Here is a 17304-nt window from a genome sequence, read left to right on the forward strand (position 1 = left end):
GCTGAGCAGCATGCAATGAGTACAGGTTCTAGTCGATAGAGAAAGCGAAAAATCAGCCCCGACCCACGGCCGGGGCTGACGGGTTTCAGATTAATGCGCTACTACCACGCGGCGCACCAGCAGCCCCTCGGGGGTGTCGAGTTGCACGAGGTAAGTGCCCGCGCGCACTGCGGCTACTGGCAGCTTGAGCAGATTCTGACCTGAAGTCACGGCGCGGTCAGTTTGTTGGCTGATTACCCGGCCGGTTAGGTCTACCAGGCGCAAGTGCAGGCGCTGGTTGGCGGGCGCGTTATAGCTCAGGTTCAGCTCGGAGCTTGCCAGGGTGGGGTACACCTGCAGGCGAGCATCGGTTGCAGCGCTGGCCGCCGAGGTGGTAGCCAAGGCAACGCGGGCCGCAGCGCCCTGATCGGAGAAGTACCAGCGTTGGTTGTTGCCGCCGCCGTAGGTCCACTGCTGCACGGCTGCTCCATCGGCCGTGGAATTGTCCTGCACGTCGAGAGCCTTGCCGCTGTACTTGTTGATGATGCGGTAAGTACCGTCGCCATTGCTGATGATCTGCCAGTATTGGCTATCCTGGCTCAGCCAGTCCCACTGGTGAGTTAAGGCACCATCGGCGGTGCTAGGGCCAGCCACATCCAGGCTCTTGTTGCTGTTCAGGTTCACAATGCGCACGTAGCCGCTGCCGGCATCTACCAGCTTCCACTTCTGGTTGGCCGCGCTTACCCAGCCCCACTGCTGCACCCGGCCGCCGTTGCTCTGGGAGCTAGCCGACACCTCCAGGGCCTTGCCGCCATTCTTGGAGCTGATTTCATAGATGCGCCCAATGGCAGGGCCGCTGCTGGTGGTGCCACCAGTACCGCTGTAGTTGCCGCCGCCGGGGTAGTTCACAATACCGTTCTGGTTCGGCGATACGGCCGCCACTGTAGTATTGGGCACGCAGTTCGCAAACTGAATGTTGGTGAGTACCTGGTTCAGGCCCGCGGGGCCATCTACCACGTAGGGCGGGTTGATGTGCATGAAGGCCGGGTTGCTGCGGTCCTCGAAGCGCTTGTAGGTCCAGTGGCACCAACCAATGCCCACCGAGTTGAGGTTTTTGGCCGCGTCGCGCATCCAGGTGTCAGAATTCTCGCCGGTCTCGCCCACCCAAATGGGCACATTGTGGGTGGTGCGGAAGTTGCGCAGGTTGCCAATGAAGCGCAGGTCGTTGGGCCCGCCGCCGGTGGAGTTCACGCCGTTGTCCATCTCGTAGCCCGTGCCGCTATAACGGTGCGAGTTATACACTAGGTTGGACCGGTTCGAGAAGGTGAACGGCTCCATGTAGTTGTAGTCGTTGCCCCAGCCGTTGCCTTCCACCAGAATCAGGTGGTTGTCGCCCTGCCCCCGTACGGTGGTAATCAGGCGCTGAAATACATCGTGGATTTTCTGGTTGTTGGGGTAGTTGTTCGGCTCGTTAATCAGGTCGTACATAGCCACCCGCGAGTCGTTTTTGTACCGGTTTGAGATGAAAGCCCACAGCCGGTTGAGCACGTCCTGGTTGATCTGGCGGTTCCAGAGGTCGTTGGCCACAATCTGGTCGGCAATGTTGGCATCGGTACCCTGCGAGCCCGGCACGGCGTGCATGTCCAGCACCACGTACATCTGGTTGGCTTGGGCCCAAGCCAGCACATTGTCAATCATGCTAAGCGCCGCCATGTTGTTAGGGTCGGTGAAGAGCTGATTGTTGTTGTACCAGCCCGTCAGCTGGCTCACGTACGAGTCGTAGGTGACGGTGCCGCGCATCACGCTGTTGCGCACGGCCCGCTGCGAGGGCGTCAGGAATAGCTCGTAGTGCAGGGGCAGCCGAATGCAGTTGAAGCCCTTGCTGGCAATGTAATCGATGTCGGGCTTGGTAATGAAGTTGGCGCGGTAGTTCTGGTAGAAGGTCTCCACGGCCGCGTCGCTCATGCCCGCGTTGTAGAGGGTTTTCTTCACCTTGCCCTGGGTTTGCTTGCCATCGAGGCCGGGCCAACCCACTTTCATCATGTAGCCTTCCTGCACGGCCCAGTTGCCCAGGTTCATGCCGTTGAGGATAACCTCCTGGTTGCTGGCATTCACAATGCGGCCGCCATCGGCGCGCAGGAAGCTCTGGGCGTCGGCGGAGTGGCCTAGGCCTATGCCGGCCAGCAGCGCCAGGCATTTGAGGGTGCGGGGCACCCGGGTGCTCCAAAAAGTACTGGTGTTCATGGTGGTGGGGTTTTGGTTGTGATAAAAAGCACTAACAGGCCCTTGGGAGGCCGGAGAGTCAGCGGGAAAGCGGAGTAGGTGGCTCCGCGTTAAGCGCTTGTTCCTGTCCTGGGCCAGCGGGCCGGTCGGGGCAGGAGGTAATCAGGTCGGAGGGGTACTATACCTGGGAGCTAGGCCACTAGCAATGGCCTAGCTCCCGGCAAAAGAGGGGGGTTACCACACGTAGGTGCCAGCGGCACCGGCATTAAGCGTGGTGCTGAGGGTTTTGCCCGCGTGGCGAAGGCTGAACGCCTGGGTTTCTTTGGAGTTGTTCTGCACAATTACCACGCGCTGGCCGCCAGGTGTTTTGAAGGCCACGTTGGGCAGCGTTTCCGAAGTAGTGGAGCCAATGCGCACCGAGCCGGGGCGCACGAACTTGCTGGCGTGGGCAATGATGTAGTAAGCATCCTCGCGGGTCACGTTGTTGCCGTCGAGGGTGAGGGCGCCGCGGCACTCCGTGCAACCGCCAGGCGTGTGGGGGTTCTGCTGGGGGTCGGCGGCCAGGTTCCACTCCAGCACGGTGCGGGCCCAGTTGCGGGTAGCCCCAATAATGAGGGTGCGCATGTGCCAGGGCAGGTTCTCCGAGAACTTGCTTTTTGAGCCAACCCACTGCTCCGTGAAATAAAGGTTCTTATCGGGGTGAGCGTCGTGTACCTTGCTCAGGGCGTCAATGGGGCCAGCGTAGAGGTGGAAAGCCGAGCCATCCACGTACTGCTTAGCCTCGGGGTCGTTGAGGATGGTCAGGGGGTAATCAGGACGGTCGGCGTTGTGGTCGTACACGATAATTTTCGTGTCGATTTTCTCCTTTTTGAACGTGGGGCCCAGGTTCTTCTTCACAAACTCGGCCTGCTGCTCCGCCAGCATGAGCAAGCTGGGGTTGTTGCCGGGGTGGAGTGGCTCGTTCTGCACCGTAATGGCGTCAATCCGGATGCCCTCAGCCTTCATGCCTTGCACGTACTTGGCAAAGTAGCGGGCGTAGGCATCGTAAAACTCGGGCTTGAGCGAGCCGCCCTTGGAGTTGCCGTTGGTCTTCATCCAAGTGGGCGGCGACCAGGGAGAGCCCAGGATTTTGATGGTGGGGTTGATGGCCAGAATCTCCTTCAGCACTGGAATCAGGTGCTGCTTATCGGGAGCGAGGCTGAACTTGGCCAGCGTGGGGTCGGTCTGGCCCTCGGGCAGGTCGTCGTAGCTGAACACGGTGGCGTCGAGGTCAGAAGCGCCAATGCTCAGACGCAGGTAGCTCACCCCAATGTTGTTGCCATCGGTAGCAAATAGCTCTTTCAGAATGGCGGTGCGGGCTGCGGGAGTCATGCGGTGCAGCAGCTCGGCGCTGCCACCCGTGAGGCAGTAGCCAAACCCATCAATGGGCTGAAACGTCTGCTTATCGTCTACCTCGATAACGGTACCGGTGGCGGCGTTGGTGGTCCAAGCCGGAGCCGTTTGCGCTTGGAATAGCGCCGATTTATCGGGGTTGGTGAGCCAGAAAGCCGCGGTGCCCTTCTTAATGGAGGCCGAGGAAGCGCCAGCCTGAGGCATGCGCTGGCAGCCGGTGCCCAGGCCTAGACCTAGCAGCAGGGCCAGCGAAAGAGTTGGTTTGGAGAGCAAAGACATGCAGAACGGGTGGAAGGAGTAAGAAAGCCCAAAGGCTTGAGTGACAAGGAAACTAGGCTTGGCTTGGGCGGTGACCCCGGAGGCCGTACCACAGAATGTACACGTAGCACAGTACGGGCAGCACGAAGGCCCAGCGGAGGGTGCTGGTATCGGCTACCAGCCCGAAGAGCATGGGCACCACGGCCCCGCCAACAATGCCCACGTTCAGCAGGCCCGAGGCTTCTTCGGTGTGGCGGCCCAGGCCGGCTACGGCCAGCGTGAAGATGGTGGCAAACATGATAGAGTTCATCAGGCCCACGGCCAGCAGACTCCACATGGCTACCTCGCCCCGCGTGCTGATGGAAAGTAGCACCAGCACCACGGCACCCAGCGCGTTGAAAGCCAGTAGCCGGCCGGGGTTGAACTTGTTCAGGAGGTAAGCGCCCAAGAAGCGGCCCACCATGGCGCCTCCCCAGTAGTAGGCCACTTTGTCGCCGGCCAGTTTGGGTGAGAGGCCCATGATATCGGAGTGGCCTAGGTAGCTCACAATATGCGAGCCAATGGCTACCTCGGCGCCCACGTAGGCGAAGATGCCCACCACACCCAACACCAGATGGCGGTAGTGCCAGGCCCGGCGGTTGGGGTCGTGCTCGGTCTGGGCCAGCGTAATGGTGGGGAGTTTAAGCAGGCCTAGCAGCACGCTAATCACGATGAGCACTACGCCAATGCCCAGGTAAGGCACCTGCACGGCCCGCACATCAATGGCCGCCGCGGATGCCGACTCCAGGTCGGGCAGATTGGAGAGAATAAAGGCCGTGCCTAGCAGCGGGGCCACTGTGGTACCCAGGGAGTTGAAGGCCTGGGTGAGGGTAAGCCGGGCCGGAGCCGAACGGGCGGGGCCCAGAATAGATACGTAAGGGTTGCCGGCTACTTGCAGCAGCACCACCCCAGTAGCTAGCACGAACAACGCACCCAGGAACAGGCCATACGAGCGGCTTTCGGCCGCGGGGTAGAACAGGAAGGCACCCAGTGCTGCAATCAAAAAGCCCACGAGCATGCCGCCCTTGTAGCCAATGCGCTTCACCAGCTTGCCCGCCGGAATGCCCATCACGAAGTAGGCCCCGAAAAAGCACAGGTTAATGAAGTTGGCTTGAGTATAGCTGAGGCTGAAAATAGCCTTGAGATACGGAATTAAGATGTCGTTCAGACAGGTGATGAAGCCCATCATAAAGAACAACACGGTGAGGGACGCCAACGCCGAAGTGTAGCGCGGGGTTGGCTCTTCAGTAGTGGCCTCGGGCCGGGGTAAGGTGGATGCGGAAATAGGAGCAGCCATACAAGCAGTAGGGGAAGAAAGGGAGGAAAGTGGTTCCCGATTGGCCGGCCCGCGTCCCCTAATCGCAGGGCCGGCCCAGGAACTCCGCTGACTCTAGCGGATACAGCGGAGCGAAATCAACCTGCAAGTGGCCTAGGCCACTGCTAGTGGTAGCAACCAAAATCGGCCCGGCAGCTTGCAGACCGCCGGGCCGAAAAAGCACTAGTAACCAGGGTTCTGCTGGAGCTGGGCGTTGTTGTTAATCTCGCCCTGCGGAATGGGGAACAGCAGGTAGTTCGCGTCCGGACGGCTTACCTTCTCCTGAATCAGGTCGAGAGCCGTTATGGAGTGGGCACCAGCCTCTGCTTGGTTGTGGCGGGCATAGCGCAGCAAATCATACCACCGCTCACCTTCAAAGGCTAGCTCCAGGCGGCGCTGACGGTCGATTTCATCACGCATAGCCTTTTTGCTGGCGTACTGGGGCGAGGCCGAAGTAAGCGGGAGCAGCCCGGCGCGGGTCCGGATGAGGTTAAGCTTGGCCAGCACATCGGCCGAAGGACCACTCTGTTCGTTAGCAGCCTCGGCATACATCAGCAGTACGTCGGCGTAGCGCAGGATGTAGGTGTTGTCGGGGCTGTTAAACGCGTTGGGAGCACCGGGCCACTTGTACACGAATGCGCCGTTGTCGTTGGCGGTGCTGCTGCGGCTGTACACGAAGCTAGCGTAGTCACGACCCGCGTTGGTGCGGCCCACCAGTGTCCAGCGCTTGTCGGCGTTGGGCTTGCGGGTTCCGCCTGCCAAGAACGACGAGGTATCGGCGTACTGGAGCAGTTCGGCGGTTGGGATGTTAAACTTCGGGAACGAGTAGGTTGCCGGGGGCGAGGGCAGCACCAGGTCGGGCAGGATGTTGTTGCCATCGGCGTTGCCCTGGTTTTGCACTTCCAGGATGGTTTCGGGGGCTTTGTTTTCAGCCGGGAACAAGCCCTTGAAGTTGGGCAACAGCGAATACGTGCCGGAGTTGATAACCTTGTTGGCGGCCGTTACGGCTTGGGCCCACTGGCGCTGTGTAAGATACACTTTAGCCAGCAGGGCATTCACGGCTCCCTTTGTTACGCGGTTGGTGTTGGTGGCCGGTGCTAGACCATCGGCGGTGGTCAGATCAGTAACAATCTGCGCGTATACCGTTTCAGATGAGGTACGGGGCAGCGCAATAACAGACGGGTCGCCGGTTTCGGTAGGGTCGAGGCGCAGTGGAACGGCACCGTACAGCTTCACCAGGTTGTAGTAGTGCAGGGCCCGCAGGAAGTAGGCCTCGCCCAGAATCTGGTTTTTCCGCTCGGCTGCCATCGATACGTTGGGCACGTACTTAATCACCGCGTTAGCGCGGTTAATGCCGATGTAGGCAGCACGCCAGATGTTGGTTACTTGGCTGGTGGTGGGCGTCCAGTTGATGCGGTCCAGCGTGGTTACGTCGCCGTTGGTGCTGGTGCAGTTATCGGAGGGCATCTCGCCCACTACTACCAGATCTTGGCTGTAAAGGCCAGTGGCCTGCAGGGCGTCGTAAGCGGCCGTGAGGGCTGCTTCGGCATCGTCAGCATTCTGGAAGAAGTTTTCGGGCGCAATAGTTGGCAGGGGCTGCTTGTCCAGGACGTCGCAGCTACCGAGCAGGGCCAACGCAAAAACAGGAATAAGTATCTTTTTCATGGGAAGGGCGGAGCTCAGCTTAGAAAGTGGCGTTCAGGCCAACGGTATAAGTGCGGGATTGTGGGTACACGCCGAAGTCGCGACCGATGCTGGTGGAAGAGAAAGGGTCGGCGCTTACTTCTGGGTCGTAGCCCGAGTAGTCCGTCCAAGTGAGGAGGTTCTGACCGCTCACGTACACGCGCAGGCTACCTACCCGGGCTTTGCTAGTGAGAGCCGTGGGCAGTGTGTAACCCAGCGTCAGGTTTTTCAGACGCACGTAGCTGCCATCTTCAATCCAACGCGACGAGAACCGACCGTTGTTGTTGGGGTCGTTGAAGACTGCCCGCGGAATGTCGGTGTTGGTATTGTTGGGAGTCCAGCGGTTGAGCACCGTGGTGAGCTGGTTCACCGGACCGGTCAGCGACTCCAGGGCCTGACGGTTGGCGTTGTAAATGTCGTTGCCGAAGCTGCCCTGGAAGAACACGCTCAGATCAAGGCCCTTGAACGTGAAGGTGTTCGTCACGCCCCCAATTACTTTGGGGTTGGGGTTGCCAATGATGGTGCGGTCGTTGTTGTCAATCTTCTTGTCACCATTCACGTCCACGAAGCGGATATCACCTGGTTTGGGGTTGCCCGGCTGCGTGGGTGCCGCTTTAATTTCATCTTCCGACTGGAAGATTCCCTGCACCTGATGGCCGTAGAACACGCCCAGGGGCTGGCCCTTCTGCGTGATGCTGTTGCTGTTGATGATGGTGCGGTCAACCAGTTGGTTCTGGTCGTTCACCAGGGTGCCTAGGTCAATAACCTTGTTGCGGTTGAGTGAGGCATTCAGGTTGGTGGTCCAGGTGAAGCCGCCGTTTTCGCCCTGTACGTTGGTTGTAGCCAGGTTGAATTCCAGACCCTTGTTTTCAACCGTGCCCACGTTCTGGATGATGTTCAGCTGCTCGGCGCCAGTGCTGGGGGCCAGCGGCACACTCAGCAACAGGTTGTTGGAGCGCTTCTGGTAGGCGTCGAAGTTGAACGTCAACCGGTCGTTGAACATACCCAGGTCGAGGCCCAAGTCATACTGCTTGGAGGTTTCCCACTTCAGGTCGCGGTTGCCAATTCGGTCGGGGCGAATACCACCCTGAATGGTGCCGCCGCTGCCCGCGTAGTTGGAGCCGGCGCTGTAGGCGCTAAAGCGCTGGTAAGTGTAGCCCAGCTCCTGGTTGCCATTAATACCAAAGCTGCCGCGCAGTTTCAAATCAGAAATAGGCGTGTTCTGGGGGAAGAAGGCTTCCTTGGAGATGCGCCAGCCTAGGGCTACGGCTGGGAAGTAGCCGTAGTGCTGGTCAAAGCGGCTAGTGCCATCCTGGCGCAAGCTCAGCGTAGCGAGGTAGCGGTCATCGAAGCTATAGATAGCACGGGCAAACAAGCTGGTTAGGCCCCATTCTTCTTCATAGCTGCTGGTGCCCAGGCGCTCCGTACCGGCCGAGAGGTAGGGCACGGCATTAGAAGCGTAGCCCCGCACCGAAGCGTTGGAAGCAAAGCGGTTCGACTCCTGCACCGACTGGCCGGCCAGCAGTTGCAGGTTGTGCTTCTCACCCAACTGCGGGTTATACGTCACCGTGTTCTCCCACAGCCAGATGGTTTGCTGGGTGGTGCCAGTGCGGCCACTGCCCCGCGTAGAAGCATCGGCCCGCGATGTGCCGGGATAGTTACGGGTGATGAACTCGTTCTCCAGCTGAGTGCGGAAGTCGATGCCCAGCGACGAACGGAACTTCAGGTTCTTCAGAATGTCGTACTCGCCGTACAGGTTGCCGATTACCTGGTTGGTAACGGCTTTGTTGCTGGTCTCAAGGAGGTTACCAACGGGGTTGTCGGAAAGCGAGAAGGGGTTGGTGGCGTACACGCCGTTGGCGTCGCGCACCGGAATGGTCGGAATCTGAGCCAGCGTACCCAGTACGGTACCCGAGTTGCCTAGGCCTAGCTCACTGCGCACGCTACCGTTGGTGTTGGTGCGGCTCATGTTCATGTTGGTGCCCACCCGGAACTTGGTGCCCGCCTGCTGATCAAAGTTCAGCTTGAAGTTGAAGCGGTCGAAGCCTGAATTCAGGATGATACCGTCCTGCTTGAAGTAGCCACCAGCCACGTAGTAGCGGGTTTTGTCGGTGCCGCCGCTCACGTTCAGCTGGTAGTTCTGAATGGCCGCCGAGCGGTATACTTGATCCTGCCAGTCGGTGTTGTAGGGCAGGTTGTTCAGGTCGGTGAAGCCAGGGGCTGCGCCGCCGTTGATCTGCGACTCATTGTAGTACTCGGCAAACTGGCGGGAGTCCAGCACATCTAGCTTCTTGCGCAGTTCTTGCACACCGTAGTAAGCATTCAGGCCAACCTGCGGCTTGCCCGACTTACCACGCTTGGTGGTGATAACCACTACACCGTTGGCGGCGCGCACACCATAAATAGCAGCGGCGGCACCGTCTTTGAGCACGTCAATTGACTCAATATCAGCGGGGTTGATGGTGTTGAGGGGGTTGGGCTTCTGGTTGCCCACGCTCAGCTCCCGGTCGTAAGTCGGCAGTACGGGTACGCCGTCGATAACGTAGAGCGGCGAGTTACTGCCGGTGATGGAGCTGTTACCGCGAATACGCACGTTGATGCCCGCGCCGGGGGCACCCGTGGGGGCCGTTACCTGTACGCCAGGCGCCTGGCCTTGCAGGGCCTGGTCGAAGCCCGCTACGCGCTGACGCTCAATCTGCGGCGCCGAAACGGAGGCCACGGAAGTGGTCAACTCCTGACGGCTTAGGGTACCGTAGCCTACTACCACTACCTCTTTCAGGGCTTGGGTATCCTCGTTGAGGGTAACGCTGGCAACCTGCGTGGGCTGGCCGTCGACAACGGTAATAGCCTGGCGGGAAGTGGTGAAGCCCACCGAAGACACCACTAGGGTGTAAGAACCGGCGGGTACGTTGGCAATAGTGTAGGCACCGGTAGCATCGGTGGCGCTGCCCAGGGTAGTGCCTTCCAGCAGCACCGTTACGCCAGGCAGGCCTTCGCCTTTGGCGTCAACTACACGCCCGCTCACGGGGCTGTTTACCAGGGAAGCAGCATCGCGCTTGGCGGCGGCGGGGGCAGCCGCGGCTACTGCCGGCTGCGCTAGAGTGAGGCCCGAAAGGAGCACACCGCCCACCGCTGGCGTAAGCCAAAGGCGGCTACGGAAGCCAGAGCCGTGTGGGAATTGTAGTGAAAACGGCATAGAAGAGGGGGATTAAGAAGTGGGACTAAAGGGGAATCTGGAAACTACCATCACCCTGAAGTGAGGCAGCTAATCGGGAATGAGCTAGGAGGAAGGCCAGCACAGAAGAGGCCTAGGGGAAAGAAGCGGCGGGCACGGGCGGCGCGGTGCCAAGCGGCCGGGCTGCTAAAGCTGCGCGTAGGCACTCGGCGGCACTATGAGTGCCCCAGTGCGTGAGCAGTGCCGCCAGAAAAGCGTCGCTGGTGCCCAGAGACTCTTCTGTAGAGTCTGGGTGGCCAGGTTCACTTATAAGTTCATTGCGGTACCAGAGGGTCGCGCCGGCGGCGCCTTTGGTCAGGCACACGGCTTCCAGGTTGAAGTGCGCCGCCAGCCAGGGTAGGGCAGTAGCTTCGGCGCTTGACTGGCCTAGCCAGCCCATGATTTCGGCCAGCTCCTGCTCGCTGAGTTTTACTAAGTCGGCTTGCCGGAGCAGGTACTTTACTACCGTGCGGGTGTAGTGCGGGGGGCGCAGGTTCACGTCGAAGACCTTGAACCGGGCCACCTGCAGAAGACGGTACAGTGTCTCGCGGGTAGTGGCGCTGCGGGCTGCCAGCGAGCCGTACACTACCATGCGCGCCTCGGTTACGGCGGCACGAAGTTCATCGGTGTGCTGGAGGTAATCCCAGGCTACGGGCTCTACAATTTTGTACACCCGCGGGCCGGAGCTGAGCGTTACTTTCACCACGCCCGTCAGGTGGGTTTCACTGCGCTGGATCAGCTGACCATTAAGGCCTTGTTGCTCCAGCTCAGCCAGCAGGCCAGCCCCTAATTCATCCTCCCCAACCCGACTGATAAGCTGGGCTGGGTGGCCTAGCCGTTGCAGTTGCACCGCTACGTTATAGGGCGCACCGCCGGGCTGGCGGCCGGCGGGCAGCATGTCCCAGAGGAATTCCCCTATGCAAACGATGGCGGGTGAAGGATTCATAGCGGTAGTAGTGCTAGCAAAAGTCTACTTCCGCGCCGCCGAGGGCATTCACAAATCTTTCAAAATGTGTTCAATCAATGAAAAAGTTGTAATTGATTGACTGCAAACGATTTATATAAACAAAAAACCGGGCCCTTAGGAGGCCCGGTAACACTATTGTAACACAGATGTCAGAATTATATCAGTAGTGCGGAGCTATGTGCAGGGTACGAAACTCGGAGGGGGCCAGCTGGTAATGCGCCTTGAAGCTGGCCGAGAAGTAGGAAGGCGAAGAGAAGCCCAACTCGTAGGCCACCTCCGCAATCGTGAGCGATTCGTCGAGCAGCAGTTCGCGGGCTTTGGTCAGGCGCAGGTTCTGCACGAAGTCGGTAACGCCGGTGCCCAGCACGGCTTTCACCTTCCGGTAGAGCTGCATACGAGAGATACCCAGGCTGCGGGCAATGTCCTCCACGCTCAGGTCGGAGCGGGTGAGGTTGGCCTCTACAATGGCAGTTAGGTCGGCCAGGAATTTCTGGTCAGGATTGGTAGTCGCTACCGTGGCTGTATCAATGGATAGCTCCCGGCGGAAGTGCTCTCGCTGCCGGGCGCGGTTGGCCAGCAGCGTGCGGATGCTCTCAAGCAGGAAGGTAGGGTTGAACGGTTTGGTTAGGTACAAGTCGGCGCCGGCTTGCACGCCCTCCACCTGTTGCTCGGGGGCGGTGCGGGCCGTGAGCAGCACCACCGGAATGTGCGAGGTGCGCCAGTCGGCCCGCAGTTGTGTGACCACCTCTAGGCCACTCAGACCGGGCATCATTACGTCGCACACAATCAAATCCGGAATCAGCTCAGTGGCCATGCGGAAGCCGGTATGGCCGTCGCTGGCGCTTTGCACCCGAAAATCGGTCCGGAGCTTGCGCGTCAGGAAGTCGTTGACCTCACTGTTGTCTTCAATCACCAAAACCAACGTTTCGCTGGCCGCTTCGGTGGGTGTTTCACTCAAGTGGTGGCCTAGGTCGGAGGTAATAGGTTCGGGCTCATCGAGGGAAAGCTGCAGGGGCGCAGTGGGGCCGTGGGAGTGCAGCGCCTCAGGTAGCTCGCGGGGGAGCGTCACCACAAAGGTGCTGCCCTGGCCCGGCTGGCTGCTGAACGTGAGCTGCCCCTGGTGCAGCTTAACCAAGCCCTGGGCCAGCGCTAGGCCCATGCCCGAACCCTTGGCCACGGCCCCTTGCTCACCCTGGTAAAACCACTCAAAAATGTGAGCCTGGTCTTGGGTGCTGATGCCGTAGCCAGTATCAGCCACGCTAACGCGCACCGATCGGCCTTCATCAGCGGGTTGCAGGCTGATAGTTATCCGGCCCTGGTCGGGCGTGAACTTCAGGGCGTTAGAGAGGAGGTTGAAGAAAACCTTGTCCAGGATGTTGCCATCGAACCAGGCCATGAGCACGGGCTGGGCCACCTGAAAGCGCAGATCTACCCCGCGCAGGCGGGCTGGCTTCTCAAAGGCATCCACAATCTCGCGCACGAAAGCCACCAAGTTGCTCTCGGTGGCGCGTACTTCCATCTTGCCTACTTCAATTTTGCGGAAGTCGAGCAGCTGGTTCACCAGTTGCAGCAGGCGCTGGGTATTGCGGCGCACCAGGGCCAGATCCTGACGCTGGGGCGCGGTCAGGTCGGGGCTGCTGGTCAATAGCTCTTCCACCGGACCCAGAATAAGGGTGAGTGGGGTGCGCAGCTCATGTGAAAAGTTGGTGAAGAAACGCAGCTTGGCTTCGGTATCGGCGCGGGCCTGCTCGGCCATCACCTCTAACTGGTTGCGCTGCTGCAAGATTTCCTCATTCTGCCGCAGCAGTTGGCGGTTAATCTTGTCGTTCTCCGTATTCTGGAGGGCCAGCAGGTGGTTGATTTGCCGGTTTTTGCGGGCCGAGTACCAGGCGGCTGCGCCCAACGCCACGGCCCCTAATAGTGTTACCAGCAACCAGTTGAGTACTACCTGCTGGCTGGCGTAGGTTTGCTGCAGCCGGTGCAAGAGGCCCTGTTGGCGCTCAATATCCTGCTGCTGGCTCATCATCTTATCGTTTTGCTGCAGCAGCGTCAGCACGTTCGTCGAGTCGATAACAATAGTGCCTAGGATGTTCTCCTTATTGAAAGGCGCCTTTTTCAGCACCTTCAGGGCCGTCCGGATGGCTTCCTCACCTCCCGGCGAGTACAGGATTGAAGCATGAAGCATCTTCTTCTGCACTAGGTCCAGACCTTCGTCTGCGCCGGGCAAACCATCTACCCCAATGATGCGCACTTGCTTGGTGAGGCCTAGCTCTTGGCATACCTCATAGGCCCCGTGTCCCATCCCGTCGTTGTGGGAGAAGATCATGGTTACTTCGGGGTGCGCCTGTAGAGCCTTCGTCAGCTCCGGCTTGAGGGTGCGCACGGTCCAGTCGCCGGTTACTTGGGCAACCACTCGTAGGCCAGGGTAAGCTGATAGCCCTTGCACAAAACCTTGGTGTCGCTCGGAAGTAGCAGACGAACCCGGCGTGCCGAGAATTTCCAGAATGTTGCCGCGTTGCTTGAGCAGGCGGGCGATGTAGCGCGCCGCCGTTTGGCCCACCTCCACGTTGTTGCCGCCCACGTAGGCGGTGTATTGTTCGGAAGCTGTGCGGCGGTCGAGCAGAATTACGGGGATGCCACGGCGGTAGGCCTCTTCTACGGCGGGCGTAACGGGCTCTGATTCGTAGGGAGAGACGATAAGTAGGTCCACGCCTTCCTGCACCAGCTCCCGAATCTGCTCCTCTTGTTTCCGGCTGTCGTCGTGGGCGTCGAGCATGCGCAGCTCTACCTCGGGATGGAAGCTAAGCTCGCGCTCCATGCCCGTGAGCATGGCTTTGCGCCAGGGGCCCGACATACTGCACTGGGAAAAGCCTATTCGGTACACCGGAGGTTTTTCCTTTGAACAGCCCTCCAGCATCAGGCAGCTGAAAAGCAGCAGCACCAGCCAACCGAAACGAAGGACAGGTAGTCTATTCACGAGATGTTTGGGAAGTTTGGTACGGCAGGAAGATCTTCCTGCACCATATCAAAGATACCAGTTTATGGGCAGTGTAGTGCCAAAACTGGCCAAAGAGCTTTGTTCAGCTTATAGGATTTAGCAGCTAAATAAAAGCGTTCGGGGGGTGAGTTGGCTGAAGGAGTAAACGGTTCTTAGATATTTGGCTAAAGGCGTGCTGGGCCTAGGTTGGTTATACTAGGCCGTCATCAGCTGCAAGTGGTTTACCACCCGTAGCCCTGCACCGGGAAGGCGGCATCTTCATACGGTGCCAAGATGGGCTCTATGCGGCTCGGTACATCAAAAATCATAACCTCTCGCTTGGTAGGGTTATAGGCCGGCCACTGGCCACCTGGCTGCCCTGTTTTGATGAACTGCGCCCAGTAGCTGTGCATCTCAGCGGCCAGGGCGGCATTGGCTGCCTTAGTAGGGGCAGTAAGTGGGGCTGCTGCCGTAGCTGCTGACGAGCTACCGGCCGGGGCATTCCACACGAAGTTGAGCTCCTGCGCGTGCATCGGGCGGAAGGTGGGGCTGGTATAGTCGAAGCGGTAGAGCCAGGTGGGAGTACCTTGCTCAGCCATAGTTGAGGCCAAGCGGTAAGTAGCCAGGCGGTAGAGGTAGTCCGTCAGCACTGAGTTCCAAGCTTGCAGGGGCGGTTGAGTCTGGCTGAGCTTTTGATAGGCCTGCCAAACGTAGGGGCTGTTGCGCGGCCCGAACACCCGCTGCAACGCCGCTTCATTAGGCTCGTGGATAATGGAGCCGGGCCCGCTGAATAAGTTGGCTTCCTCCCGGTTGGTGCCCAAGAGCACACGCAAGGGCCGTTTGGCACGCTGCCGCACGTAGTCGAGGGCAGGAGTCGGAATGGTAAGGCCATCGAGTACCGGCCCAAACACCTGCAGCCCGCCGGCACCATTGGTAAAGGCCGTTTGAGCGCGCACCAACGATTCTGCCGGTAGGGTTAGCAACTCCTGCGGGTTGGTCAGGTGAAGTTCTTGCAGCAACTGCCGGGTGGTGGAGCCCGCCGTGGCCGTATCCCGCACGGCTTGCACGGCCCCGCTTTCCAAAATTACCTGCTGAAACAGCCCCTCCGCCGCCGGCGTCACCAGAAGGCCCCCAACCATCTTCGCGCCGGCCGACTCGCCCATCACCGTCACCCGGTTTGGGTCGCCGCCAAAGGCCGCAATGTTTTGGTGCACCCAGCGCAGAGCCTCCACAGCGTCTAATATGCCCGCGTTGCCGGCCTGGGTGTAGCTGGGGCCGAGACGCTTACCCAACTGCAAAAAGCCCAGGCTGCCAAGCCGATAGTTGAAGCTCACGGCAATGATAGTGTCTCGGGCCGCGAAGGTCCACGCATCGTTATCCTGCCCCGAGCCGCCCGTAAAGGCCCCGCCGTGTACCCACACCAGCACCGGTAGTTTTTTGCGGGGAACTGCGTCGGGCGCCCACACATTGAGGTAAAGGCAGTCTTCGGAGCCCTGCACTGCCTCATTGCCGGCTGCTTGCAAAGCCTTAGAGCCAAACTTCTGGGCTGGCACCAAGCCCGGTTGCCGTTTCAGCGGTTGCGGAGGGCGGAAGCGCAGCGGACCTACTGGCGGCTGAGCATAGGCCACACCCCGGAACACGCGCAAGTTGCCTTCCCGGATGCCCTGCAGGCGGGCTCGTCGGGTTTTTACGATAGGGTCGGTAGCTTGGGCGTGGGCTGCCGAGGGCGTAAGCCCCTGGCCTAGCAACCAGCTGAGTACGGTAAAGGCTACGGTGGCCGGGCGGGCGGCGCGCCAGAAAGCGTTGATCATGACACAAGAGGTAGAAGTAGCCGGGGCGCCTGCATAGGGAAAGCATAACGTACCGGTCCGTTTAGGTGCGGAAGATGCGGTGCAATCTGCAAAAGAAATTGCTGGGCTAGTGACAACCGCCGTACCTGCCTAGATTACAAAGCCTACCGATGAGTAAGTAAGTTGCCAGGCCTAGCGTTGTACAACGGTCTAGGCCACCCAGCCGCCCACCACTGAGTGGTATGGGGGTGGCTAGGTGGCCTAGAGTATGAGCCGGAGGTTCACTACTGATTTCGTGTGGGCAAGGGGAGGCAACGCCAAGCACTAAGGGTATTCTCTGGCGCCTGGCTGTAGCAAGCGTAAGCCACTAACTACTGCTTCCAACTACTACTAGAGCAAAATTTCTGCCCATCCCGCTCAGGTGCCAGCTATGCAGCTGGGCACCTGAGCGGGATGGGCAGGCGAGCCTGAGTGTAGGGCAGAGAGGCTGGCAGAAGCAGCCTAGTTAAGTAGTAGGCAGCACCAAAACCGGGCGGGAACTGCGCCGCAGCAGCCGTTCCGTGACGCTGCGGTGAAAGAGGCCTCCTAGGAATGTGTGCGGCCGGGCCATAACCACCAGCAAATCAGCCTGCAGCTCCTGGGCCGCTCGTGCTATGCCATCGGCAGGAGCTTCGCCCCGCACCTCGTACAAGCTGTCATTAGGAAGTACCCCAAACAGGCCGGTGCGGCGCACTGATTGCAATCCTGCCTCGGCGAGCGAAGGTCCATCGTGAGGAGTCACGTGTACTATCGTGGTAGTCGGCCGCAGCCGAGCCATAAGGGTACCCAGGGCTAGGGAGGGCATTGTGAGCCAGAAGCTGTCCTCGTCGATGGCTACTACTAGGCGGCTAGGTAGCTGGGTGTCGCGCCAGCACTCGGGCACGAGCAGCACGGGGTAGCGAGCCGCCTGCAAAACGGGCGCCGCCTGGTAGGGGAGGAGGCGGTCGAGGAAAGACTCGGGGTGTTCCCGACCCAGCACAAACGCCAGCGGATGATAGCGTTTCACCACCTCCGCAATAGTGGCTTCCAGGCTTTCCGCCGAGACAATAGTTTCGGTGGGTATGGGCAGCTGCTGGGCGCGCTGTACCAAGGCGGCCTTTAGTTGCTGGCGGCTTTCTAGCACCAGGGGCATGGTTATCATTGCCGACTCTGGCTCCAGCAGCGGGTCTTGGTATACATTCAGCAGAACTAGGCGGCCCGCTAGCTCAGTGGCTAAGCGGGTAGCGTACTTCAGGGCCACCTCGGCTGGCTCCGAAAGATCAGTGAAGACCACAAATGTTGGCTGCATAGCGAGAGTAGCCGCATAGGCCGTATTGTAAGTGAACTAAAAACAGAGAGGAGCAAGCCACAGATCAGTTGAAAACGGAAGGCCGATTTACGTGCAGCACCACGCGGCTACCCCGGCAGCTAGCCAGCGAGTCGTACCAT

The 17304-nt window shown here is 59.8% G+C and carries 10 protein-coding genes; all 10 read right to left on the reverse strand.

What is annotated here, in order from left to right; translation table 11 throughout:
• Positions 1-90: 90 nt before the first annotated feature.
• Entirely contained in the window at positions 91-2223 is a 2133-nt protein-coding gene (locus tag EU556_RS06750) for an RICIN domain-containing protein (RefSeq protein WP_135432382.1), read from the reverse strand.
• 213 nt (positions 2224-2436) lie between these two features.
• Positions 2437-3873 carry a glycoside hydrolase family 30 protein gene (locus EU556_RS06755; RefSeq protein WP_135432384.1) on the reverse strand — a complete coding sequence of 479 codons (1437 nt, stop codon included), beginning with the start codon at positions 3871-3873 and terminating at the stop codon, positions 2437-2439.
• Between the two features lie 52 nt (positions 3874-3925).
• A complete protein-coding gene (locus EU556_RS06760; protein WP_135432386.1) occupies positions 3926-5188 on the reverse strand; it encodes a sugar MFS transporter in 1263 nt (420 codons plus the stop codon).
• 58 nt (positions 5189-5246) lie between these two features.
• Positions 5247-5390 carry a hypothetical protein gene (locus tag EU556_RS25990; RefSeq protein WP_167855483.1) on the reverse strand — a complete coding sequence of 48 codons (144 nt, stop codon included), beginning with the start codon at positions 5388-5390 and terminating at the stop codon, positions 5247-5249.
• The gene (locus EU556_RS06765; protein WP_135432388.1) at positions 5390-6871 is read right to left on the reverse strand and encodes a RagB/SusD family nutrient uptake outer membrane protein; all 1482 of its coding nucleotides are present in this window, start codon (positions 6869-6871) and stop codon (positions 5390-5392) included. Before EU556_RS06765 ends, EU556_RS25990 begins: the two co-directional genes overlap by 1 nt.
• A 19-nt stretch (positions 6872-6890) precedes the next feature.
• Positions 6891-10085 carry a SusC/RagA family TonB-linked outer membrane protein gene (locus EU556_RS06770; RefSeq protein ID WP_135432390.1) on the reverse strand — a complete coding sequence of 1065 codons (3195 nt, stop codon included), beginning with the start codon at positions 10083-10085 and terminating at the stop codon, positions 6891-6893.
• Positions 10086-10197: 112 nt separating this feature from the next.
• Positions 10198-11049, reverse strand: a complete 852-nt coding sequence (locus EU556_RS06775; RefSeq protein WP_135432392.1) for a carbohydrate kinase family protein — start codon at positions 11047-11049, stop codon at positions 10198-10200.
• A gap of 181 nt (positions 11050-11230) precedes the next feature.
• The gene (locus EU556_RS06780; protein ID WP_135432672.1) at positions 11231-13987 is read right to left on the reverse strand and encodes a substrate-binding domain-containing protein; all 2757 of its coding nucleotides are present in this window, start codon (positions 13985-13987) and stop codon (positions 11231-11233) included.
• A gap of 302 nt (positions 13988-14289) precedes the next feature.
• Positions 14290-15858, reverse strand: coding sequence for a carboxylesterase/lipase family protein (locus EU556_RS06785; protein WP_135432394.1), 1569 nt, complete (start codon positions 15856-15858; stop codon positions 14290-14292).
• 484 nt (positions 15859-16342) lie between these two features.
• The gene (locus EU556_RS06790; RefSeq protein WP_135432396.1) at positions 16343-17164 is read right to left on the reverse strand and encodes a universal stress protein; all 822 of its coding nucleotides are present in this window, start codon (positions 17162-17164) and stop codon (positions 16343-16345) included.
• Positions 17165-17304 lie beyond the last annotated feature (140 nt).

Source organism: Hymenobacter fodinae (assembly GCF_004745825.1).
GTDB lineage: Bacteria > Bacteroidota > Bacteroidia > Cytophagales > Hymenobacteraceae > Hymenobacter > Hymenobacter fodinae.

Excerpts from the sequence above, each read along its gene's own strand:
- EU556_RS06750 (WP_135432382.1), bottom strand. The coding sequence starts at position 2,223 with ATGAACACCAGTACTTTTTGGAGCACCCGGGTGCCCCGCACCCTCAAA.
- EU556_RS06755 (WP_135432384.1), bottom strand. The coding sequence starts at position 3,873 with ATGTCTTTGCTCTCCAAACCAACTCTTTCGCTGGCCCTGCTGCTAGGT.
- EU556_RS06760 (WP_135432386.1), bottom strand. The coding sequence starts at position 5,188 with ATGGCTGCTCCTATTTCCGCATCCACCTTACCCCGGCCCGAGGCCACT.
- EU556_RS06765 (WP_135432388.1), bottom strand. The coding sequence starts at position 6,871 with ATGAAAAAGATACTTATTCCTGTTTTTGCGTTGGCCCTGCTCGGTAGC.
- EU556_RS06770 (WP_135432390.1), bottom strand. The coding sequence starts at position 10,085 with ATGCCGTTTTCACTACAATTCCCACACGGCTCTGGCTTCCGTAGCCGC.
- EU556_RS06775 (WP_135432392.1), bottom strand. The coding sequence starts at position 11,049 with ATGAATCCTTCACCCGCCATCGTTTGCATAGGGGAATTCCTCTGGGAC.
- EU556_RS06780 (WP_135432672.1), bottom strand. The coding sequence starts at position 13,987 with ATGCTGGAGGGCTGTTCAAAGGAAAAACCTCCGGTGTACCGAATAGGC.
- EU556_RS06785 (WP_135432394.1), bottom strand. The coding sequence starts at position 15,858 with ATGATCAACGCTTTCTGGCGCGCCGCCCGCCCGGCCACCGTAGCCTTT.
- EU556_RS06790 (WP_135432396.1), bottom strand. The coding sequence starts at position 17,164 with ATGCAGCCAACATTTGTGGTCTTCACTGATCTTTCGGAGCCAGCCGAG.